Origin of the sequence: Pseudomonas mandelii, assembly GCF_900106065.1 — a bacterium.
Taxonomy (GTDB): Bacteria; Pseudomonadota; Gammaproteobacteria; order Pseudomonadales; family Pseudomonadaceae; genus Aquipseudomonas; species Aquipseudomonas mandelii.
Genome location: NZ_LT629796.1, coordinates 2,393,960 through 2,415,232, shown reverse-complemented (window position 1 = coordinate 2,415,232; position 21,273 = coordinate 2,393,960). Strand labels below are relative to the sequence as shown.

At 59.9% G+C, this 21,273-nt stretch carries 19 protein-coding genes; 5 read left to right on the top strand and 14 right to left on the bottom strand.

Annotated elements, in window-relative coordinates; genetic code table 11:
• Position 1 precedes the first annotated feature (1 nt).
• The 6 genes from tssC to BLU63_RS10840 all read right to left on the bottom strand — a co-directional run bounded on the left by tssC (position 2) and on the right by BLU63_RS10840 (position 6,055).
• Positions 2-1,477: a type VI secretion system contractile sheath large subunit gene (gene tssC, locus BLU63_RS10865; RefSeq protein ID WP_010465290.1), complete on the bottom strand. Its 1,476-nt coding sequence runs from the start codon at positions 1,475-1,477 to the stop codon at positions 2-4.
• A 29-nt stretch (positions 1,478-1,506) separates the two neighbouring features.
• Positions 1,507-2,010 (bottom strand): type VI secretion system contractile sheath small subunit, encoded by a 504-nt coding sequence (gene tssB / locus BLU63_RS10860; protein ID WP_010465292.1) that lies wholly within the window; start codon positions 2,008-2,010, stop codon positions 1,507-1,509.
• Between the two features lie 32 nt (positions 2,011-2,042).
• Complete coding sequence (tssA, locus tag BLU63_RS10855; RefSeq protein ID WP_077748557.1) at positions 2,043-3,599, bottom strand: type VI secretion system protein TssA; 1,557 nt, start codon at positions 3,597-3,599, stop codon at positions 2,043-2,045.
• A gap of 649 nt (positions 3,600-4,248) precedes the next feature.
• Positions 4,249-4,524: an HU family DNA-binding protein gene (locus tag BLU63_RS10850; RefSeq protein WP_003213368.1), complete on the bottom strand. Its 276-nt coding sequence runs from the start codon at positions 4,522-4,524 to the stop codon at positions 4,249-4,251.
• Between the two features lie 192 nt (positions 4,525-4,716).
• Complete coding sequence (locus tag BLU63_RS10845; protein WP_083375447.1) at positions 4,717-5,865, bottom strand: NAD(P)/FAD-dependent oxidoreductase; 1,149 nt, start codon at positions 5,863-5,865, stop codon at positions 4,717-4,719.
• Between the two features lie 22 nt (positions 5,866-5,887).
• The gene (locus BLU63_RS10840; RefSeq protein WP_010465298.1) at positions 5,888-6,055 is read right to left on the bottom strand and encodes a rubredoxin; all 168 of its coding nucleotides are present in this window, start codon (positions 6,053-6,055) and stop codon (positions 5,888-5,890) included.
• Positions 6,056-6,257: 202 nt separating this feature from the next.
• Between BLU63_RS10840 and BLU63_RS10835 the strand changes: the two genes are divergently transcribed.
• Positions 6,258-6,821 carry a chorismate--pyruvate lyase family protein gene (locus BLU63_RS10835; protein WP_083375446.1) on the top strand — a complete coding sequence of 188 codons (564 nt, stop codon included), beginning with the start codon at positions 6,258-6,260 and terminating at the stop codon, positions 6,819-6,821.
• On the top strand, positions 6,821-7,711 hold the full coding sequence (gene ubiA / locus BLU63_RS10830) for a 4-hydroxybenzoate octaprenyltransferase (RefSeq protein WP_010465303.1): 891 nt from the start codon (positions 6,821-6,823) through the stop codon (positions 7,709-7,711). Before BLU63_RS10835 ends, ubiA begins: the two co-directional genes overlap by 1 nt.
• Before the next feature lie 56 nt (positions 7,712-7,767).
• Here ubiA and BLU63_RS10825 read toward each other — a convergent pair whose 3' ends face one another.
• Positions 7,768-8,154, bottom strand: a complete 387-nt coding sequence (locus BLU63_RS10825; protein ID WP_010465305.1) for a COG4315 family predicted lipoprotein — start codon at positions 8,152-8,154, stop codon at positions 7,768-7,770.
• 152 nt (positions 8,155-8,306) lie between these two features.
• Here BLU63_RS10825 and phoB point away from each other — a divergent pair, with 152 nt between their 5' ends.
• From phoB to BLU63_RS10810, 3 genes are all read left to right on the top strand, one after another.
• The gene (gene phoB / locus BLU63_RS10820; protein ID WP_008150066.1) at positions 8,307-8,996 is read left to right on the top strand and encodes a phosphate regulon transcriptional regulator PhoB; all 690 of its coding nucleotides are present in this window, start codon (positions 8,307-8,309) and stop codon (positions 8,994-8,996) included.
• A gap of 81 nt (positions 8,997-9,077) precedes the next feature.
• The gene (gene phoR, locus BLU63_RS10815; protein WP_231990966.1) at positions 9,078-10,364 is read left to right on the top strand and encodes a phosphate regulon sensor histidine kinase PhoR; all 1,287 of its coding nucleotides are present in this window, start codon (positions 9,078-9,080) and stop codon (positions 10,362-10,364) included.
• Positions 10,365-10,487: 123 nt separating this feature from the next.
• Positions 10,488-11,828, top strand: a complete 1,341-nt coding sequence (locus BLU63_RS10810; RefSeq protein ID WP_083375445.1) for a hemolysin family protein — start codon at positions 10,488-10,490, stop codon at positions 11,826-11,828.
• A 177-nt stretch (positions 11,829-12,005) separates the two neighbouring features.
• Here the strand turns inward: BLU63_RS10810 and BLU63_RS10805 are convergent, their stop codons facing one another.
• The 7 genes from BLU63_RS10805 to BLU63_RS10775 all read right to left on the bottom strand — a co-directional run bounded on the left by BLU63_RS10805 (position 12,006) and on the right by BLU63_RS10775 (position 21,240).
• Positions 12,006-12,902, bottom strand: a complete 897-nt coding sequence (locus BLU63_RS10805) for a peptidoglycan DD-metalloendopeptidase family protein (protein ID WP_083375444.1) — start codon at positions 12,900-12,902, stop codon at positions 12,006-12,008.
• Positions 12,903-13,107: 205 nt separating this feature from the next.
• On the bottom strand, positions 13,108-14,058 hold the full coding sequence (locus BLU63_RS10800; protein WP_083375443.1) for a response regulator: 951 nt from the start codon (positions 14,056-14,058) through the stop codon (positions 13,108-13,110).
• 167 nt (positions 14,059-14,225) lie between these two features.
• Positions 14,226-14,987, bottom strand: a complete 762-nt coding sequence (phoU, locus tag BLU63_RS10795) for a phosphate signaling complex protein PhoU (protein WP_008150055.1) — start codon at positions 14,985-14,987, stop codon at positions 14,226-14,228.
• A 120-nt stretch (positions 14,988-15,107) separates the two neighbouring features.
• Positions 15,108-15,941: a phosphate ABC transporter ATP-binding protein PstB gene (gene pstB, locus BLU63_RS10790; protein ID WP_010465315.1), complete on the bottom strand. Its 834-nt coding sequence runs from the start codon at positions 15,939-15,941 to the stop codon at positions 15,108-15,110.
• A 95-nt stretch (positions 15,942-16,036) separates the two neighbouring features.
• Positions 16,037-17,707 (bottom strand): phosphate ABC transporter permease PstA, encoded by a 1,671-nt coding sequence (gene pstA, locus BLU63_RS10785; protein WP_010465316.1) that lies wholly within the window; start codon positions 17,705-17,707, stop codon positions 16,037-16,039.
• 15 nt (positions 17,708-17,722) lie between these two features.
• Positions 17,723-19,756 (bottom strand): ABC transporter permease subunit, encoded by a 2,034-nt coding sequence (locus BLU63_RS10780; protein WP_169857242.1) that lies wholly within the window; start codon positions 19,754-19,756, stop codon positions 17,723-17,725.
• A gap of 485 nt (positions 19,757-20,241) precedes the next feature.
• A complete protein-coding gene (locus tag BLU63_RS10775; RefSeq protein ID WP_010465320.1) occupies positions 20,242-21,240 on the bottom strand; it encodes a phosphate ABC transporter substrate-binding protein PstS family protein in 999 nt (332 codons plus the stop codon).
• Positions 21,241-21,273 lie beyond the last annotated feature (33 nt).

Genomic DNA, 21,273 nt, shown 5'->3' with positions numbered 1-21,273 from the left:
CTTACTCTTTGTCCAGCTTGCCAACCAGCGACAGGGTGAAATCGGCCCCCATGTACTTGAAGTGCGGACGCACGTTCAGGCTGACGCGGTACCAGCCAGGCTCGCCTTCGACATCGCTGACGATGATCTGGGCAGCGCGCAGTGGACGACGGCCACGGACTTCGGCGCTTGGGTTTTCCTGGTCGGCCACGTACTGGCGGATCCACTTGTTGAGTTCCAGCTCGAGGTCGGTACGTTCTTTCCACGAACCGAGTTGCTCGCGCTGCAGCACTTTCAAGTAGTGAGCCAGGCGGTTGACGATCATCATGTACGGCAGTTGGGTGCCGAGCTTGTAGTTCAGCTCTGCGGCCTTGCCTTCTGCGCTGATGCCGAAGAACTTCGGCTTCTGCACCGAGCTCGCGGAGAAGAACGCCGCGTTGTCGGAGCCTTTGCGCATGGTCAGGGAGATGAAGCCTTCCTCGGCCAGTTCGTATTCACGACGGTCGCTAACCAATACTTCCGTAGGAATCTTGGTTTCGATTTCGCCCATGCTTTCGAAGTGGTGCAACGGCAGGTCTTCAACCGCGCCACCGCTCTGCGGGCCGATGATGTTCGGGCACCAGCGGAATTTGGCGAAGCTGTCGGTCAGTTTGGTGCCGAACGCGTAGGCAGTGTTGCCCCACAGGTAGTGCTCGTGGCTGTTGGCGACGGTTTCTTTGTACACGAACGATTTAACCGGGTTTTCTTCCGGGTCGTACGGGTTACGCAACAGGAAACGCGGCACGGTCAGGCCAACGTAACGGGAGTCTTCCGACTGGCGGAAACTCTGCCATTTGGCGAATTGCGGGCCTTCGAAGTGATCTTTCAGATCCTTGAGGTCCGGCAGGCCGGTGAAGCTTTCCAGGCCGAAGAATTTCGGGCCGGCAGCCGCAATGAACGGCGCGTGGGACATGCAGGCAACGCTGGAAACGTACTGCATCAGTTTCACGTCCGGCGAGCTTGGGGACATGAAGTAGTTGGCGATGATCGCGCCCACAGGCTGACCACCGAACTGACCGTATTCAGCGGTGTAGATGTGCTTGTACAGGCCCGATTGCATCACTTCCGGCGAATCGTCGAAATCGTCCAGCAGGTCTTCTTTGGAGACGTTGAGGATTTCAATCTTGATGTTTTCGCGGAAGTTGGTGCGGTCGACCAGCAACTGCAGGCCACGCCACGACGATTCCAGGGACTGGAAGTCAGGGTGGTGCAGGATTTCGTCCATCTGACGGCTGAGCTTGGCATCGATCTCGGCGATCATGCGGTCAACCATGGCTTTCTTGACCGGCTCACCGTTGTTCTGCGGCTTGAGCAGCTCTTCGATGAAAGCCGACACACCGCGCTTGGCGATGTCGTAGGCTTCGTCGTCCGGCGTCAGGCGGGTTTCGGCGATGATGCTGTCGAGAATGCTGTATTCGCCACTCTCTTTGTTCTTTTGCTGTGCTGCGCTAGTGCTCATGGTGTTGGCTTCCTTAGGCTGATGGAGACTCAGGCGTCCTGGGCTGCGGCGTTCAGGCCCAGCTCACCCAGTACGCGACCGCGGGATTCGTCGTCGGCGAGAACGCCTTCGATGGCTTTGCGGAACGCAGGCGCGTTACCCAGTGGGCCTTTGAGGGCCACCAGCGCGTCGCGCAGTTCCATCAGTTTTTTCAGCTCAGGCACTTGCTCGACCAGCGAGGCCGGGTTGAAGTCCTTCATCGAATTGACGCGCAGTTTCACGGCCAGTTCTTCAGTGTCACCTTCTTCCTGAAGACGGTTCGGTACGCTCAGTGTCAGGCTCAGCTCTTGCTTGGCCAGCACTTCGTCAAACGTCATCTTGTCGATGCTGATCGGCTTGCGATCTTCGACTTTGCGTTCGTCCTTGCGGTGGGTGTAGTCACCGATTGCCAGTAGTTTCAACGGCAGTTCGATCTCTTCCTGTGCACCACCGGTGGCAGGTTTGAAGGTGACGTTGATGCGTTCCTTGGGGGCTACCGAGCCTTCTTTGGCCATGGCTTTTCTCCTTGCGGTTGTGGCCCTGGGGCCTATTCGAGTACCACTTCGAGATCGAGGTGGCACAGCCTGCGATAAATCTCTTCCTTGCGTTCACGTACGGCATGGTTCTGCGGCAACAACTCGCAGCAGCTATGCAGTAAATGCAGCACTTCCAGCGCAAGATCGGGCTCCCAGGCGTTCAGGCCTGAGTCCTGTAATGTTTGGTCGAGTGTTTCGAGTTGGGTCTTGGCCAGTTCGTATTTCTTGGCCATGAAGCACAGCCGCGCGAGGGCGAACTGCCAGAAAAACCGGACGCGTCCGCCCTGGGCGCTTTGCAGCCCCTGCTTGAGGATCTGCACGGCGGCCTTGAGGCCGTCCTTGCGCAGGATCGGCAGGACTTCCTCGAGGGCCACTTCCCAGGCTGGCTGGGTGTCGGCGACTTCAACCTTGCGCGGCGCACTGGCGCTTTGCAGGTGCGGCATGACGCTGGCGCTGATCCAGGCGCGGGTGGCCGGATCGGCGAACGGCGCGCCGTCGTGGAAACGCAATTCGATGATGCCGGGCAGGCGCTGAATCAAAAGCGCGAAGTGGATTTCCACTTCGCGCATTGCCATCTCGGCGTTCAGGCCCTGGAGGCACTCCCAGACCATTCGCTGGCCATCGAACCAGAACGGCGCCTTCGCCAGGCTCGCCTCCAGTTCCACCAGCAAGTCGGCGTATTTGGCTTGATCGTAGCGGTCCTGATAGGCCTTGAGCTTGTCGGCGGGCAAGCCGCGCAACACGGTGATTTGCTCGGCGTTACGCTCGGGCACTGCGTCGATGGGCAGCCACAGCAGCGTGCGATTGAGGCGCAGGGCGCGCAGATCAGTGGCTTTCTGCTTGAGCCACCAGGCACACAACGGACGGGCACTTTCCTGCTGGGCGCGCAGGGCCTTGTGGGCTTCTTTTTCGTTGTCGATCGGTGCGCCGGGGGCGAACAGCTGCGTCGCGGCCTGTTTGACCTGGGCCACTGCGGCGCCAACCACGCCGGGTTCCGGCTGGTTGTCGGCGGCGCGTTGCACCATGTTTTTCAGACGGCGGGAGATCGGCAGCAGCAGCGGCGCATCGTCACCCAAATGCTCGGTGCAGGCGGCATCGAGGCCTTCCAGATGTTCGACCAGCCGCCGGAACATCGGCAACTGCTCTTTGATCGCGACGTTTTCGGTCAGCACCTGCTCGAGACGCGGCACCAGCCAACTGATCGCAGCGGAGCGGGTGCGGGCCTTGTTCGGGTGAAGGTCAGCCCAGTGGTTCTCGCACAGGTGGTGCAGCAACCCGAGGCCAGCCAGCAAGCCCTGGAACGATTCGCGCTGGTACAAGGCCCACGTCAGCCAGGCGCCGACCCGCAAATCCTTGGACTGGGTGCGCAGCAGGTTTTCGCTGTTTTCGCGGATTTTCAGCCAGTCGATCTGACCGCTTTCGTGCATGGACGAGGCTTTCGCCAGCTCGCTTTCCAGTGCCTCATATTCGCTCGAAAAGCGAACGTCCTCGCCCGCGAAATTCTCTTTGGAAACAGAGGCTTTTGCGAGTTCGAGGTAATGAGCGGAAAGTTTGCTTGAGTAGGACATCCATGGCCTTTAATTAGGATTACGGTCGAACGCCAATTGCAGTTGCAGCGGCGCGGGACAGTATCAAAGAGCTGCGATGAGTCTCATCCAATTGAGTTCGTGCTCTTTCAAGTGCGCGCATCGTACTCACGATGATGGCCACTAGCAAGCATCTGATTAAACAACAAGACGAAGTGCGCTTTATTGCGTGTAAGAGGTTTCCCTATATGAGACAGGGGATTCCCCGATGCCGATTTAATATTCACGCTCTTACGGCAACCCCTGAAAGCACTGAGCCAGAGCGCCCCGAGAGGGATGCGCCGATTTGTTGGCAACATTTTCCCCTCATAGCCGTAGAGCATGCCAACAATAAAAGACAATGAATGTAGGAATCGTCCGAAAGGTTGTGGTCATCATGGAAAAGAATGAGGCGCGACAACGGAGACGCAGGAAAGTGCCATCGCCATGATGGCACTTAATATATCGGGAGATATCAGTGAAGGACTTGAAACAGCGAGCAAGTGAGCATTAGTTTTCCAGAGTGTATTAATCAGTCCATCCCGGCATATATACACATTGGAACAGCACCTATAAAAAATGGGCATCCGAATTAATCGGTATGCCCATTTTTCAATACGGTTCTCCCCATTATTCAGGGAGTTCGCCGCAATTACGGATTAACGCTGTCTTTCAACGATTTGCCTGGCTTGAACGCGACAGTATTGCTGGCCTTGATTTTGACAGGTTCACCGGTTTGCGGGTTTTTGCCGGTGCGGGCACCGCGGTGGCGTTGCAGGAAGGTACCGAAGCCCACCAGCGTGACGCTGTCTTTGCGGTGCAGAGCGCCGGTGATTTCTTCGAGAACGGCGTTGAGAACGCGGTTGGCCTGCTCTTTGGTGAGATCTGCTTTTTCAGCGATTGCAGCGGCGAGTTCTGGTTTACGCATTAGTGAAGCCCCTTTGACGGTTTTTTGTTGTTATGTCCGTGCTGTTCTCGTTGGAACAGCGCCCAAAGCGCCGCAGGTGCTCTACTCTGCGGCAGACGGGAGTGAGAATGGCACGCACGGAAGAGCCGCGCCAGTCTCGGCGCGACCTTTGTAGGGGCAAAAGCGGGGTGATTCCGACAGAACGACCGGTATTTACGCCAGCAGTGCCGGAAGCTCTTTGTTCAGGGCCAGTTTTTCCATCACCGCCGCGCCTGTCAGGGCATAACCGAGCAGTTTCCCGCTGGCATCGCGGCATAAAGCTTTGATGTCCGCGCCCTGCCCTTCAACGGTCCAGACACCCTCGGCACCCCGTGGTGGTGGCGAAACCACCAACGGACAGACCGGGGTTTTCACGGTGATTGGCATCGGGCCATAACTCACGGCGGTGGGGTTGCCGGCGAGGGTTTGCGCCAGCGCTCTCGCACAGCTCATCAGGGGCATGACGTACAACAGATTCAGCCCATCGACCTCGGCGCAGTCGCCCAGCGCGTAGATATTGGCGTGGGAGGTTTTCAGGTGTCGATCGACCATCACGCCGCGATTGACCTGCACACCGGCCGCAGCCGCCAGATCGATACGCGGACGCAGGCCGATGGCCGAGACCACCACGTCGCAAGCAATCACCTGACCATCGGACAGATGCGCTTCCACGCCGTCTGCGACGCGCTGCAAGCGGTTGAGCACCGGACCCAGGTGGAAACGCGCCCCCAGGCTTTCCAGCCCGGCCTGCACCGCAGCAGCCGCCGCCGGGTGCAGTAGGGTCGGCATGACTTGCTCGCACGGTGCAACCAGTTGCACCTCGTAGCCGCCGAGGATCAGGTCATTGGCAAACTCGCAACCGATCAGGCCGACGCCTAGCAGCAACACCCGGTGTTTGCCTGCCGCTGCGGCGCGAAAGCGGGCGTAATCTTCCAGGTCGTTGATCGGGAACACCACATCCGCCGCATCGCCTTCGATGGGCACCCGCACGGTTTCCGCGCCCCAGGCCAGGATCAAGTCGCGATAAATGACCGCTTCCTCACCGATCCACAGGCGCTTGTGGCCCGGATCGATGCCGCTGATGCGCGTGTGGGTGCGCACTTCGGCCCTCAATTGCTCGGCCATGGCACCCGGCTCGGCCATGCTCAGGCCGTCAGCGTCTTTGTTTTTGCCAAAACCGGTGGAGAGCATCGGTTTGGAGTAGGAGCGTCCGTCATCGGCGGTAATCAGCAGCAACGGGGTTTCGCTATCGAGTTTGCGAAACTCCCGGGCCAGGTTGTAACCAGCCAGCCCGGTGCCGACGATCACGACAGGTGCGTTCATTCCTTACTCCTCTGGTGTTTTGTTAGTTGATTTCGATCATTTCGAAATCCATCTTGCCGACGCCGCAGTCCGGGCACAGCCAATCTTCCGGCACGTCCTGCCACAGCGTGCCCGCCGCAATGCCGTCGTCCGGCCAGCCCTCGGCCTCGTTATAAATCAGGCCGCAGACCACACATTGCCACTTTTTCATTCAGGTACTTCCTCAGGATTCAGGCTTATTGCCGGCGCGAACGGTCGATGGTTGGAGCGCTGCCGTCCGGCTCAGGGGCGTTTTGTACTGATCGGGCCCGGCAGATGCAAGCGCGTTCCGCGCAACGGCGGCCCCGATCAATCAAAATCGCTGGCTGACATGGTAAGCTCGCCGCCTCATTTGCTGCCAATAATGACTCACTGTGCCGCACTCAAAACTCCCCTCCGCTACCCCGCTGTGGCTCCCTCAAAGCCAACTGACGCCCCTCCCCGACACGTCTACCCTCGACTGGCTGTTCGACGAAGGCTCCCTGACCCGACGCCTGATCCGCTTGTCGAATGACGGCTTCAGCGTCACGCCGTTGTTTGAAGGCTGGCAAACGCTGCGCGCCGACGAATGTGCTGCGCTGGAGTTGGAGGAAGGCAGTGAAGGCTGGGTGCGCGAGGTGTATTTGCGGGGGCACGGCGAAGCCTGGGTGTTTGCCCGTAGCGTGGCGGCGCGCAGCGCCTTGCAGGGCGACGGCTTGCACATGGATGAACTGGGTAGCCGCTCGTTGGGTGAGTTGCTGTTTTGCGATCAGGCGTTCCAGCGTCGCGCCATCGAGGTTTGTCACTATCCTCAGGAATGGCTGCCGCTGGCGTCCCGGGCCCCCGAACTGTGGGGCCGTCGTTCGCGGTTCGACCGTGGCGCCTTGAGCGTGCTGGTGGCTGAAATCTTCCTGCCGACCTTGTGGCTCGCCGCCCGCGCCCACCCGGAGAACTGCTGATGTACCAGAGCCTGCTCAAGTCCCTGAACCGCTTGAACCCTCGGGCCTGGGACTTCATTCAGCTGACGCGCATGGACAAGCCGATCGGCATCTATCTGCTGCTGTGGCCGACCCTGTGGGCGCTGTGGATTGCCGGCAAAGGCTCGCCCTCCCTGGCCAACATTGTGATTTTCGTCCTCGGCGTGGTCCTGACCCGTGCGGGCGGTTGCGTGATCAACGACTGGGCGGATCGCAAGGTCGACGGCCACGTGAAGCGCACCGAGCAGCGCCCTTTGGTCAGCGGCAAGATCAGCTCCAAAGAAGCCCTGGTGTTCTTCGCGGTGCTGATGGGCGTGAGTTTCCTGCTGGTGCTGTGCACCAATGCGGCCACGGTCTGGTTGTCGTTCGGCGGTTTGGCGCTGGCCTTCAGCTACCCGTTCATGAAGCGCTACACCTATTACCCGCAAGTGGTACTGGGCGCGGCGTTCTCTTGGGGCATGCCGATGGCGTTCACCGCCGAAACCGGCGAGCTGCCGGCAGCGGCATGGTTGCTGTGGATCGCCAACCTGCTGTGGACCGTGGGCTACGACACTTACTACGCGATGACCGACCGCGACGACGACTTGAAGATTGGCGTGAAATCCACCGCCATTCTGTTCGGCGATGCGGATCGGGTGATCATTTTGACGTTGCAAGGCTTGGCGCTGGGGTGTCTGTTGCTGGCAGGATCGAAATTCGAGCTCGGGGGCTGGTTCCACTTGGGATTGCTGGCGGCGGCGGGCTGTTTCGCGTGGGAATTCTGGTACACCCGCGGCAAGGACCGGATGCGTTGCTTCAAGGCGTTTTTGCACAACCACTGGGCCGGGTTGGCGATTTTTGTCGGGATTGTGCTGGATTACGCCACTCGCTGACCGCCCAAGCCGTTGCCGACGCTATGTGTCGGCAACGGCTACAGGCGTTGAGTCGTCTATTTTTGCGACTCGTGAACAACGTGCCAGACGTCTTTCATTTTGTCGCCCACCATGTCGCCGGGTTTTTTGTCCTTCACGAAGGTGTAAAGAGGTTTACCGTCGTAGGCATATTGGCTCGTGCCGTCATCGCGCTTGATGACGCTCCACTTGCCAGCGGCCGTGGCACCCGCCGGTGCCATCATGGGTGGCCAGTTTTTGGCGCAATCGTCATTACACATCGACTTGCCGCCGCTGTCCTTGTCAAACGTGTACAAGGTCATGCCCTTGTGGTCGACCATCATCCCGTCCTTCATCATCGCCGGGTCGGCGGCGAAGGCCATGGTCGGCAGCGTTAGAGCTGCAGTCACTAAAAATGCCTTCCAGGATTGAGCAATGTGATTCATGGAAACCTTCCTTTTGTGGTTGTCAGGATTCGGACTTAGAGCTTAGTTCAGGATCATGACCACCGCCGACCTGCTAAATTGCTGTCACACGACTGCAATAATTCCGTTATCTAATGCGGCGCAAGACAGTTAAATGACAAGAGGATTAAGGCATGGTTGGCAGGAGCATTCTGATCGTCGACGACGAAGCGCCCATTCGCGAAATGATCGCCGTTGCGTTGGAAATGGCCGGCTATGACTGCCTGGAGGCCGAGAACTCCCAACAGGCCCATGCCATCATCGTCGACCGCAAACCGGACCTGATCCTGCTCGACTGGATGCTGCCCGGCACGTCCGGTATCGAGCTGGCTCGCCGTCTCAAGCGCGATGAGCTGACCGGGGACATCCCGATCATCATGCTCACCGCCAAGGGCGAAGAGGACAACAAGATCCAGGGGCTGGAAGTCGGCGCTGATGATTACATCACCAAACCGTTTTCCCCCCGTGAACTGGTGGCGCGCCTCAAAGCCGTGCTGCGCCGTGCCGGTCCTACCGATGGCGAGACACCGATCGAAGTCGGCGGCCTGCTGCTGGACCCGATCAGCCACCGTGTGACCATCGACGGCAAACCCGCCGAGATGGGCCCGACCGAATATCGTCTGCTGCAGTTTTTCATGACTCACCAGGAACGGGCCTACACCCGTGGCCAGTTGCTGGATCAGGTCTGGGGCGGCAACGTGTATGTCGAAGAGCGCACCGTCGACGTGCACATCCGCCGTCTGCGCAAAGCCCTCGGTGATGCCTATGAGAATCTGGTACAAACCGTGCGTGGCACCGGTTACCGCTTTTCTACCAAAGCCTGACCAAGAGCTTTCCCGCCCGACAAGCTGACAAGGACGCGTGTTCAATTGAACCAAAACTGGCATGGCACCCTGATCCGCCACATGCTGTTGCTGGTGACCGGGTGTCTGGTGATCGGCCTGATTACCGGCTACTACGGCTGGAGCCTCGCCGCGGGCCTGGGCCTTTACCTGGCCTGGACCCTCAAGCAATTGCTGCGGCTGCACGAATGGCTGCGGCTGCACAAACCCGACGAGGCACCACCCGACGGCTATGGCCTGTGGGGCGAAGTGTTCGACAGCATCTACCACTTGCAACGTCGCGACCAACGCGTGCGCGGACGCCTGCAAGCGGTGATCGATCGGGTCCAGGAATCCACTGCCGCGCTGAAAGACGCCGTCATCATGCTCGACAGCGAGGGCAACCTTGAGTGGTGGAACCGCGCCGCCGAAACACTGCTTGGCCTGAAGACGCCGCAAGACAGCGGCCAACCGGTCACCAACCTGGTGCGCCATCCGCGCTTCAAGGAATATTTCGAGCAGGACAGCTACGCCGAACCGCTGGAAATCCCTTCGCCGATCAACGATCGCCTGCGCATTCAGCTGTACATCACCCGCTACGGCAACAACGAACACCTGATGCTGGTGCGCGACGTGACGCGTATCCATCAGCTGGAACAGATGCGCAAAGACTTCATCGCCAACGTCTCCCATGAACTGCGCACACCGTTGACGGTCATCTGCGGTTACCTGGAAACCTTGCTGGATAACGCCGAGGAAGTGAACCCGCGCTGGACCCGTGCCTTGCAGCAAATGCAGCAGCAAGGCGGGCGCATGCAGACCTTGCTCAACGACTTGTTGTTGCTGGCCAAACTGGAAGCCACCGATTACCCCTCGGACAACCAGCCCGTGGCCATCGACGGCTTGCTGCAATCGATCACGAGTGACGCCCAGCAGTTGTCCGGCCAGAAAAACCAGCGCATCACCCTGGAAGCTGATCCAACGATCCTGCTCAAGGGCAGCGAAGCCGAGTTGCGCAGCGCGTTTTCCAACCTGGTGTTCAACGCAGTGAAATACACGCCGGCCGAAGGCAATATCCGCATTCGCTGGTGGGGCGATGAGCAAGGCGCGCACCTGAGCGTGCAGGATTCCGGGATCGGCATCGACAGCAAACACCTGCCGCGCCTGACTGAACGTTTCTACCGCGTCGACTCCAGCCGCAATTCCAACACCGGCGGCACCGGCCTCGGCCTGGCAATCGTCAAACACGTGCTGCTGCGCCACCGCGCACGGATGGAAATCAGCAGCGTGCCGGGCCACGGCAGCACCTTTACCTGCCATTTCGCGCCCGCTCAGGTCACAAAAACCCGGGTCATCAGCACCGCCGACTGATACCGGCCAGCACTCGCCACTAGGCAATCGCCCGGTCAGCCGCTACATTGGCTGACTTGTGCCTGCCCTTCAGGCACCGCATTGACCCCCTATTCGAATACACGGAACCCGCAAAACTCCATCATGGACCCTTCCCCAGGCTTGACCCTCGCGACACTCTTCGCCGATTTCGGCATGATTCTTTTTGCTCTGATCCTGGTTTTGCTCAACGGCTTTTTCGTTGCGGCGGAATTCGCCATGGTCAAATTGCGCTCGACCCGGGTCGAGGCCATCGCTGAGAAAAACGGCTGGCGCGGACACATCCTGCGCACCGTTCACAGTCAGCTCGATGCGTACCTCTCAGCGTGCCAATTGGGTATCACCCTCGCCTCCCTGGGCCTGGGCTGGGTCGGTGAACCGGCGTTCGCACACATTCTGGAGCCGCTGCTTGAAGCCGCCGGCGTGCAGTCGCCCGAAGTGGTCAAAGGCGTATCGTTCTTCGCTGCGTTCTTCGTCATCTCGTACCTGCACATTGTGGTCGGTGAGCTGGCCCCGAAATCCTGGGCCATTCGCAAACCCGAGTTGCTGTCGCTCTGGACCGCAGTGCCGCTGTACCTGTTCTACTGGGCCATGTACCCGGCGATCTACCTGCTCAACGCCAGCGCCAACACCATCCTGCGGATCGCCGGCCAGGGTGAACCCGGCCCGCATCACGAACACCATTACAGCCGTGAAGAACTGAAACTGATCCTGCACTCCAGCCGTGGCCAGGACCCGAGCGACCAAGGCATGCGTGTGTTGGCTTCCGCCGTGGAAATGGGCGAGCTGGAGGTGGTCGACTGGGCTAACTCCCGTGAAGACCTGGTGACGCTGGAGTTCAACGCGCCGCTCAAGGAAATCCTGGCGATGTTCCGTCGCCACAAGTTCAGCCGCTATCCGGTGTACGACAGCGATCGCCAAGAGTTCGTCGGCTTGCTGCACATCAAGGATCTGCTGCTGGAACTGGCGGCTCTGGACCACATTCCCGAGTCATTCAACCTCGCCGAACTGACCCGGCCGCTGGAACGCGTGTCGCGGCACATGCCGCTGTCGCAGTTGCTGGAGCAGTTCCGCAAGGGTGGCTCGCACTTCGCCCTGGTCGAAGAAGCCGATGGCAACATCATCGGCTACCTGACCATGGAAGACGTGCTTGAGGTGCTGGTCGGCGACATTCAGGACGAACACCGCAAGGCTGAGCGCGGCATTCTCGCGTACCAGCCGGGCAAGCTGCTGGTACGCGGCGATACGCCGTTGTTCAAGGTCGAACGCCTGCTGGGCATCGACCTGGACCACATCGAAGCCGAAACCCTCGCCGGGCTGATCTATGAAACCCTGAAACGGGTGCCGGAAGAGGAAGAAGTGCTGGAAGTCGAAGGCTTGCGGATCATCATCAAGAAGATGAAAGGGCCGAAGATCATTCTGGCCAAGGTGTTGATGCTCGATTAAGCGCGACACGGGCGGCGAGCGAGCTCTTGTGGCTAGAGAGCTTGCTCGCGCCGGCCGATCCGCGCCAGGGCGTAGCAGTCGTAAACCGATGAATGCGGTGTGCGGTTGCAGGCGTTGGGGCCGCTTCGCAGCCCAGCGGGAGCAAGCTCCCTCGCCACAGTAATCGTGCTGATCCGGCTATTGCTTGCCCAACGCAAAGTTGGGCAACGCGCCCACTGGCTGATTGAACTGATACGGAATCGACACCAACCCAAGCCCCGTATTGCGCTGCACCACGAAGTGCAAATGCGGCCCGCTGCTGTTGCCGGTGTTGCCCGACAGGGCCAGCGCACTCCCCACCGCTACCCGTTGCCCCTCGCGAACGCCCACCGAACCTTGCTTGAGGTGCAGGTACACGCCCATCGTCCCGTCATCGTGCAGCACCCGCACGAAATTGCCTGAAGGATCGGTGCCACGTCCGGTCTGGGCATTTTCGGTTTTCACCACCACCCCGCCCCGCGCCGCAATGATCGGCGTGCCTTCGGGCATGGCGATGTCCATGGCGTAACGGTTTTTGGCGCCGAAATGGCTGTATTGGCCGTTGGCACCCTGACTCAAGCGAAACGGCCCACCACGCCAGGGCAGCGGATACCGATAGGCCATGGCAGCCCCTGAAGGGTCGCCCAGGGAGTATTCGAACCTTGGGGTGTACGTCAGCGGCCTTCCGGCCTTCGTCGCCGTGAGCAGCGCCAGACGGATGTTGCTGCGGGCCGGCATCACCCGGCGGATCGGTCGGCTCGGCGCGCCGCTGACATTGCTCAACCCGGCAAAACTCAGCTCGATCTCGACCGGCGCATACAGGTCGTTGCGCACGTACACGTTGTCCACGCCCTTCTGCTTCTTGATCTCCAGGTACACCTGGCGCTCAAGGTGCTCGACCATGCGATCACGAAAAACGAACACCTGGGAGCCTGTCGTGGGGCGGTCGCTGTAGGAGACCACGCCATTGGCGTCTTTGGACTTGTAGATCGTCATGGCCACAGCCGAGGTGGAGGCCATGAAAAGACCACAGAAAAACAGCAGGCGCGCGAGCATGGGCAAGAGTCTGTCGAGTAAGGCCTGGGAAGGAGCCTAGCAGCTGCAATGGACCCGGGTAGTCGGCAGATGTTTCAAAATGGGCAGCAAAGGGGATGTGCGGTGAGTTTGATGGCCCCTTCGCGGGCAAGCCTCGCTCCTACAGGTCGGTGTGATCTGTAGGAGCGAGGCTTGCCCGCGAAGACGGACTCTCAGGCGATGAAGATTACGCGCCTGGGACGAAATGCTTCTGCGCCGTGCCACGTGCGATCAATCGGGAGATGTAGTCGAGCTTCTGCGCATCCTGATCCACAAAGCGGAAGGTCAGTTGCAGCCAGTCGCTGTCAGGTTTCGGCTCAAACGCGACAATGGCGTGCAAGTAGCCATTGAGGCGGGCGACTTCAGCGTTGTCGCCCTGCTCCAGGTCCAGCACGGCGCTGTCGAGGACTTGCGGCAGCGTGTCGGTGCGCTTTACCACCAGCAGCGCTTCCTTGATGCTCAAGGCTTTGATCACGCACTGCTGAATGCCGCTTGGCAAACGCAGCTGGCCTTGACCCCGACCGCTGGCGGGAGCGGAAGCAGCGCCCGGTGCCTTGACCGGCGGGCTATTGAGCAAACCGCGAGACGCAGCCGGGGCAGGGGTCGGCGCGGCGGCAGCAGGTTTGGCGAACGGGTTGACCGGCGTCGCTGCAGGTGCGACCACGGCCGCCTTGCCGCCGGTCAATGCGCTCAGGGAATCGTTGCCGAAAGCCGAGTTCATTTTGGTCGGCGCACCGTTCATCAAGGCGTCGAGCTTGCCGACCTTGTTCAGCGCTTGCTTGACCTTGGTCAGCAGTTGTTCGTTGGTGAAGGGCTTGCTGACGTAGCCGGAAACGCCGGCCTGAATCGCCTGGACCACGTTCTCTTTATCGCCACGGCTGGTCACCATCACGAAGGGCATGGTCTTGAGATTGTCCTGCTCGCGGCACCAGGTCAGCAGTTCCAGGCCAGACATTTCCGGCATTTCCCAGTCGCACAGCACCAGGTCGAACGCTTCCTTGGCCAGCATGGCCTGAGCTTTTTTGCCGTTGATGGCATCTTCGGTCCGGATACCCGGGAAGTAGTTACGCAGGCACTTCTTTACCAGGTCACGAATGAACGCTGCATCGTCCACCACCAACACACTGATCTTGCTCATCCATCACCCCTCGAAAAAATCCCGGCAAGCATACCGTTTTGCTGATGGCACATTGCCAAAAACCTTCAGTCACGCCGGGACTTTTCGTTCGCGGGTGCTGCTTTTGAAGTCGAAAGCCACACACAAAAACGCCCGGCCAAAGGACCGGGCGTTTTTCTTGGGCAGTCTTACTTATCGTCAGCTTTGCCCGGAACATTAGCGGTTTCGCCACTTGTGCCTTCAACTTCTTCTTTCATGCGCTTGAGGCCCAGGTGACGCACGTCCGTACCGCGCACCAGGTAAATCACCAGTTCCGAGATATTGCGCGCGTGGTCACCGATCCGCTCCAGCGAACGCAGCACCCAGATAATGCTCAAGACCCGCGAGATAGAGCGCGGGTCTTCCATCATGTAGGTCGCCAGCTCACGCAGTGCGGTCTTGTATTCGCGGTCGATGATCTTGTCGTACTGGGCCACCGACAACGCCAGGTCGGCGTCGAAGCGGGCAAAGGCGTCCAGCGCGTCACGCACCATGTTGCGCACCTGGTCGCCGATGTGGCGAACCTCGACGTAGCCGCGCGGGGCCTCGCCTTCTTCGCACAACTGAATGGCGCGGCGGGCGATCTTGGTCGCTTCGTCACCGATGCGCTCCAGGTCGATCACCGATTTGGAGATGCTGATGATCAGACGCAAGTCGGATGCGGCCGGCTGACGACGGGCCAGAATGCGCAGGCATTCTTCGTCGATGTTGCGTTCCATCTGGTTGATCTGGTCGTCGATCTCGCGAACCTGCTGGGCCAGGCCGGAGTCGGCCTCGATCAGCGCGGTCACCGCGTCATTGACCTGCTTTTCCACCAGACCGCCCATGGCCAGGAGGTGGCTGCGAACTTCCTCCAGCTCAGCGTTGAACTGCGCGGAGATGTGATGGGTAAGGCCTTCTTTACTAATCATTCGGTTCGCTCCGCGAAAGTTGCCAGCTTCAAGCTGCAAGCTTCAAGCAGTTATGTATAAGTCCTGATATCGCACCGCTTCCTACTTGCCGCTTGAAACTTGCGGCTTGCAGCTGTACGGCTAGCCGTAGCGACCAGTGATGTAGTCTTCGGTCTGCTTCTTCGCCGGATTGGTGAACAGCGTATCGGTGTCGCCGAATTCCACCAGTTTGCCCATGTACATGAACGCCGTGTAGTCGGAAACCCGCGCGGCCTGTTGCATGTTGTGGGTCACGATGACAATGGTGAATTTCGATTTCAATTCGTAGATCAGTTCTTCGACTTTCAGCGTGGAGATCGGGTCGAGTGCCGAGCATGGTTCGTCGAGCAGCAGCACTTCCGGCTCTACAGCGATGGTGCGCGCGATGACCAGACGTTGCTGCTGACCACCGGACAGGCCGAGTGCCGATTCATGCAGACGGTCTTTGACTTCGTCCCACAGCGCCGCGCCTTTCAACGCCCACTCGACCGCTTCGTCGAGAACGCGCTTTTTGTTGATGCCTTGGATGCGCAGGCCGTACACCACGTTTTCGTAGATGGTTTTCGGGAACGGGTTCGGCTTCTGGAACACCATGCCGACGCGACGACGCAGTTCGGCCACGTCTTCGCCCTTACGGTAGATGTTGTGGCCGTACAGGTTGATTTCACCTTCTACGCGGCAACCGTCGACCAGGTCGTTCATGCGGTTGAAGGTACGCAGTAGCGTGGACTTGCCGCAGCCGGAGGGGCCGATGAAGGCGGTCACACGCTGTTTCGGAATGTTCAGGCTGACGTCGTACAGCGCTTGTTTGTCGCCGTAGAACAGGTTCAGGCCCGGCACTTCGATGGCCACGGTTTCCTGTTCAAGGCTCAAGCTCTGTTTGTCGCGGCCCAGGGCAGACATGTTGATGCCGTGGGTATGTGCTTCGTGCTGCATGGGGTCTCACTCCGTTCGTAGCTGCAAGCTTCTAGCTGCAAGCTGCAAGTTTTGAGCAAAAGCGGCTTATAGCTTGCCGCTTGTGGCTAATGGCTTTAGCTGTCTAGAGCTTTGTATTTTTCGCGCAGATGGTTACGGATATAAACGGCCGACAGGTTCAATGTGGCGATCACCAGCACCAGCAGCAGCGCCGTGGCGTACACCAGCGGCCGCGCGGCCTCAACGTTCGGGCTTTGGAAGCCGACGTCATAGATATGGAAGCCCAAGTGCATGATCTTCTGGTCCAGGTGGAGGTACGGGTAGTTGCCGTCCAGTGGCAGCGACGGTGCCAGTTTCACCACACCCACCAGCATCAGCGGCGCCACTTCACCCGCGGCGCGCGCCACGGCGAGGATCATGCCGGTCATCATTGCCGGGCTGGCCATTGGCAGCACGATCTTCCACAAGGTTTCAGCCTTGGTCGCGCCGAGGGCCAACGAGCCCTCACGCACGGTGCGAGGAATCCGCGCCAGGCCTTCTTCCGTGGCCACGATCACCACCGGCACCGCCAGCAGCGCCAGGGTCAGGGACGCCCAAAGCAAACCCGGTGTACCGAAGGTCGGCGCCGGCAACGCTTCCGGGAAGAACAACCGGTCAACCGAACCGCCAAGTACGTAGACGAAGAAGCCCAGGCCGAACACGCCGTAGACAATCGCCGGAACGCCCGCCAGGTTGTTCACCGCGATGCGGATAATCCGGGTCAACGCGTTCTGCTTGGCGTATTCACGCAGGTAAACCGCCGCCAACACGCCGAACGGCGTCACGATCATCGCCATGATCAAGGTCATCATGACGGTGCCGAAAATGGCCGGGAAGATCCCGCCCTCAGTGTTCGCTTCACGCGGGTCATCGCTGAGGAATTCCCAGACCTTGCTGACGTAGAAGCCGATCTTGGTGAAGGTGCCCATGGCGTTCGGCTGATAGGCGCGGACCACTTTGCCGATGCCGATCTCGATCTCTTTGCCGTTGGCATCGCGGGCGGTCAGGCTGTCGCGGTTGAACTGGGCGTGCAGGTCATTCAGGCGGGCTTCGATGTCCTGATAACGAGCATTGAGCTCAGCGCGCTCGGATTCCATGTCCGCTTGCGCGGCGGCGTCGAGCTGGCCGGCCAGTTCCAGTTTGCGACCGTGCAGACGCACACGTTCCAGACCGGCGTTGATCGCGCCAATGTCGACTTTTTCCAGGGTCTTGAGCTGTGCTGCAAGCTTGTTCACGCGATCGACACGGGCCTGCAACTCGGGCCATGCGGCTTCGCCCTCAGCAATGACTTTGCCGTCCTGCTTGACGTTGACCAGGTAGCCGTAGAAGTTGCCCCACTCGCGACGCTCGACGGCCATCAGCTCCGGCGGCGTCTTCTGGTTGGTCAGCCACTCGCCGACGATCCAGGTGAAGTCGTTGCCGTTCAGGTCGCGGTTGCCGACCTTGATCAGCTCACGGGTCATGAACTCCGGGCCCTGATCGGGCACCGGCAGACCAGCGCTTTTCAAGCGCTCGCGCGGCACTTCTTCTTTCTGCACCACTTCGCCGATGACGAGGTGGTTGGCCTGGCCCGGCACGTCATAACTGGCGTGCACCAGGTCTGCCGGCCAGAAGTGGCCCAGACCGCGCACGGCAATCACCGCCAGCAAGCCAATGGTCATGATGACCGCGATGGACACCGCGCCACCGCTGATCCAGACGCCTGGGGCGCCGCTCTTGAACCATCCTTTCAGGGAGTTCTGTTTCACAGACTTCTACCTTTCTTAAAGCGACGAGTATTTCTTGCGCAGACGCTGACGAATCAGTTCCGCGAGGGTGTTCATGACGAAGGTGAACAACAGCAGCACCAGTGCCGAGAGGAACAGCACGCGATAGTGGCTGCCGCCGACTTCCGACTCGGGCATTTCCACCGCGACGTTGGCGGCCAGCGTTCGCAGACCTTCGAACAGGTTCATTTCCATGACCGGGGTGTTACCGGTGGCCATCAGCACGATCATGGTTTCACCGACCGCACGGCCCATGCCGATCATCAGTGCCGAGAAGATGCCCGGGCTGGCGGTGAGGATCACCACACGGGTCATGGTCTGCCATGGCGTCGCACCGAGGGCCAGGGAACCGAGGGTCAGGCCGCGGGGCACGCTGAACACGGCGTCTTCGGCGATGGAGTAAATGTTCGGGATCACCGCGAAGCCCATGGCCAGACCGACTACCAGAGCGTTGCGCTGGTCGTAGGTAATGCCCAGGTCGTGGGAGATCCACATGCGCATGTCGCCGCCGAAGAACCAGGTTTCCATGTACGGGCTCATGTACAGCGACAACCAGCCCACAAACAGAATCACCGGGATCAGGATCGCGCTTTCCCAGCCGTCCGGCACTTTCAGGCGGATGGACTCAGGCAGGCGGCTGAAGACGAAACCGGCGACCAGGATGCCGATCGGCAGGAGCATCAGCAGGCTGAAGATGCCCGGCAAATGCCCTTCCACATAAGGCGCGAGGAACAGGCCGGCGAAGAAGCCGAGGATCACCGTCGGCATCGCTTCCATCAGCTCGATCACCGGCTTGACCTTGCGGCGCATGCCCGGGGCCATGAAATACGCGGTGTAGATCGCGGCAGCGACGGCCAGAGGAGCGGCCAGCAGCATGGCGTAGAACGCGGCTTTCAGGGTGCCGAAGGTCAGCGGCGACAGGCTGAGCTTGGGTTCGAAGTCGGTGTTGGCGGCGGTCGATTGCCAGACGTATTTAGGCTCGTCGTAGTTCTCGTACCAGACCTTGCTCCACAACGCGCTCCACGACACTTCCGGGTGCGGGTTGTCGAGCAGCAGCGGCTGAATCTTGCCGCCCGCTTCGACGATCACACGGTTGGCCCGTGGCGACAGGCCGAAGACACCTTGGCCGTCGACCACCTGGTCCACCAGCAAGGTGCGGTGGGCGGTGCTGTGGAACACGCCAAGCTTGCCGGAGGCGTCGAGGGCCACGAAGCCTTTGCGACGTTCTTCAGCGGTGATTTCAACGATCGGCGTAGTGCCCATCTGGAAAGTGCGGATCTGCTTCAGGCGCAACTCGCCATCCGGGTCACGGGCCATGAACCACTGGGCGAGGCCGCCTTTGGAGTCGCCGAGGATCAGCGAGATACCGCCCACCAGTTGAGTACTGGCAGTGATTTCGGCGTCACCGTTTTCCAGCAATTTGTAGCGACCGTTGAGGCTCTTGTCGCGCAGGCTGAACACGTCGGCCTGGGCGCGACCGTTGATCACGTACAGCCATTGCTGACGCGGGTCGACAAAGATGTTCTTCACCGGCTCGGTCATCTGCGGCAGCTCGATACGCTTCTGCTCGTTGGTGACTTCGCCGGTCATCATGTTTTCTTCGCTGGTCAGCGAGAGCACATTGAGTTGCGAACCGGTGGAGCCAACCAGCATCAGAGTGGTGTCGGTGGCGTTGAGGCTGACGTGCTCAAGCGCACCGCCCGCCTCGTTCAGCGCAATCGGAGTTTCGCCGTACGGGTATTCGACGGCTGGCGAGATGGTTTTCTTGCCGTCCGGGTAGCTGACCTTATACGTGTGGCGGAACACCAGCGCCTGGCCATTGGACAAACCTACAGCCACCAAGGGATGGCCCGGTTGGTCTTCGCCGATGGAAGTCACGGTGGTGCCGGCCGGGATCGGCAGATCGACGCGCTTGAGTTCGGCGCCACTGTCGATATCGAAGAACAGCGCCTGCCCTTTGTCGGAAACCCGCATGGCGACCTGATTCTGTTCTTCCAGGGAGATCATCAGCGGCTTGCCGGCGTCTTGCATCCAGGCAGGCGTGATGGCGTCCTTGGCAGTCAGGTCGGCACCCTGGAACAGCGGCGCGACGACGTAGGCGAGGAAGAAAAAGATCAGCGTGATCGCGCCGAGAACGGCAAGGCCGCCCACGAGGACGTACCAGCGGGTCAGGCGATCTTTGAGCGCGCGGATGCGGCGCTTGCGTTGCAGCTCAGGCGTATTGAAATCAATTCGCTTGGGGGGATTAGTAGTCATGGTGGAATTGGCCAGATCATTCATGCGCACACCCTAGCGATCCTGTATGACAGAAAGATGACAATGCAGTGACGCAACAAATCCGCCGCCAGCGGGAACTGGCAGTGGACCGGAAATTTGGGGGCCGGCGTACCGGCATTTGCAGGATCGAAGCTTGCTCGCGAAGGCGTCATTACATTCAACGTCACGTTGACTGAACCACCGCTTTCGCGGGCAAGCCTCGCTCCTGCAGAGCCCGGGATTACCCCGGGCTCAGGGTTTTACTTTTTTGCTACGTTGCCGCCTTCTTGCAGACCCAGGTCAGCCAGTGCTTTTGCAGCAACCTTGGCCGGCAGTGGGATGTAACCGTCTTTCACTACAACTTCCTGACCCTGTTTGGACAGAATCAGTTTCACGAACTCAGCTTCCAGCGGGGCCAGAGGCTTGTTCGGGGCTTTGTTGACGTAAACGTAGAGGAAACGCGACAGTGGGTACTTGCCGTTCAGGGCGTTTTCTTCGCTGTCTTCGATGAACTCAGTGCTGCCTTTCTTGGCAAGAGCCACTGTCTTCACGCTAGCGGTCTTGTAGCCGATGCCCGAGTAACCCACGCCGTTCAGCGAGGAGCTGATCGACTGCACAACCGAAGCCGAACCTGGTTGTTCGTTGACGTTTGGCTTGTAGTCGCCTTTGCACAGGGCTTCTTCTTTGAAGTAGCCGTAGGTGCCGGATACCGAGTTACGACCGAACAGCTGAACCGGCTTGTTGGCCAGGTCGCCCGTCACGCCCAGATCACCCCAGGTTTTCACGTCGGTTTTAGCACCGCACAGACGAGTCGAGGAGAAGATCGCGTCGACTTGCTCCATGGTCATGTGCTGGATCGGGTTGTCTTTGTGTACGAAGACAGCCAGGGCGTCCACGGCAACCGGGATAGCGGTTGGCTTGTAGCCGTATTTGGTTTCGAAGGCTTGCAGCTCGTTGTCCTTCATCTTGCGGCTCATCGGGCCCAGGTTAGCGGTGCCTTCAGTCAGCGCAGGTGGCGCGGTAGAGGAACCGGCAGCCTGAATCTGGATGTTGACGTTCGGGTATTCTTTTTTGTAGTTCTCAGCCCACAGGGTCATGAGGTTGGCCAGGGTATCGGAGCCGACGCTGGACAGGTTGCCCGACACACCAGTGGTCTTGGTGTAGCTCGGGATAGCAGGGTCAACAGCGGCAACCGCGTTGGCAGTCGCAACGCCAGCAGCGACAAAAGTCATTGCCGCCATCAAACGCTTCAGTTTCATGCCTTACTCCTAGCAGATAGGGTGTGTTAGTCG

Bases quoted from the DNA above. Each gene is read 5' to 3' on its own strand.
- ubiA (WP_010465303.1), top strand. From the start codon at position 6,821: ATGTACCAGAGCCTGCTCAAGTCCCTGAACCGCTTGAACCCTCGGGCC.
- BLU63_RS10805 (WP_083375444.1), bottom strand. From the start codon at position 12,902: ATGCTCGCGCGCCTGCTGTTTTTCTGTGGTCTTTTCATGGCCTCCACC.
- tssA (WP_077748557.1), bottom strand. From the start codon at position 3,599: ATGTCCTACTCAAGCAAACTTTCCGCTCATTACCTCGAACTCGCAAAA.
- pstB (WP_010465315.1), bottom strand. From the start codon at position 15,941: ATGCAGCACGAAGCACATACCCACGGCATCAACATGTCTGCCCTGGGC.
- phoB (WP_008150066.1), top strand. From the start codon at position 8,307: ATGGTTGGCAGGAGCATTCTGATCGTCGACGACGAAGCGCCCATTCGC.
- tssB (WP_010465292.1), bottom strand. From the start codon at position 2,010: ATGGCCAAAGAAGGCTCGGTAGCCCCCAAGGAACGCATCAACGTCACC.
- BLU63_RS10840 (WP_010465298.1), bottom strand. From the start codon at position 6,055: ATGAAAAAGTGGCAATGTGTGGTCTGCGGCCTGATTTATAACGAGGCC.
- BLU63_RS10800 (WP_083375443.1), bottom strand. From the start codon at position 14,058: ATGAGCAAGATCAGTGTGTTGGTGGTGGACGATGCAGCGTTCATTCGT.
- BLU63_RS10810 (WP_083375445.1), top strand. From the start codon at position 10,488: ATGGACCCTTCCCCAGGCTTGACCCTCGCGACACTCTTCGCCGATTTC.
- BLU63_RS10780 (WP_169857242.1), bottom strand. From the start codon at position 19,756: ATGCAAGACGCCGGCAAGCCGCTGATGATCTCCCTGGAAGAACAGAAT.
- BLU63_RS10845 (WP_083375447.1), bottom strand. From the start codon at position 5,865: ATGAACGCACCTGTCGTGATCGTCGGCACCGGGCTGGCTGGTTACAAC.
- BLU63_RS10850 (WP_003213368.1), bottom strand. From the start codon at position 4,524: ATGCGTAAACCAGAACTCGCCGCTGCAATCGCTGAAAAAGCAGATCTC.
- tssC (WP_010465290.1), bottom strand. From the start codon at position 1,477: ATGAGCACTAGCGCAGCACAGCAAAAGAACAAAGAGAGTGGCGAATAC.
- phoR (WP_231990966.1), top strand. From the start codon at position 9,078: ATGCTGTTGCTGGTGACCGGGTGTCTGGTGATCGGCCTGATTACCGGC.
- phoU (WP_008150055.1), bottom strand. From the start codon at position 14,987: ATGATTAGTAAAGAAGGCCTTACCCATCACATCTCCGCGCAGTTCAAC.
- BLU63_RS10825 (WP_010465305.1), bottom strand. From the start codon at position 8,154: ATGAATCACATTGCTCAATCCTGGAAGGCATTTTTAGTGACTGCAGCT.
- BLU63_RS10775 (WP_010465320.1), bottom strand. From the start codon at position 21,240: ATGAAACTGAAGCGTTTGATGGCGGCAATGACTTTTGTCGCTGCTGGC.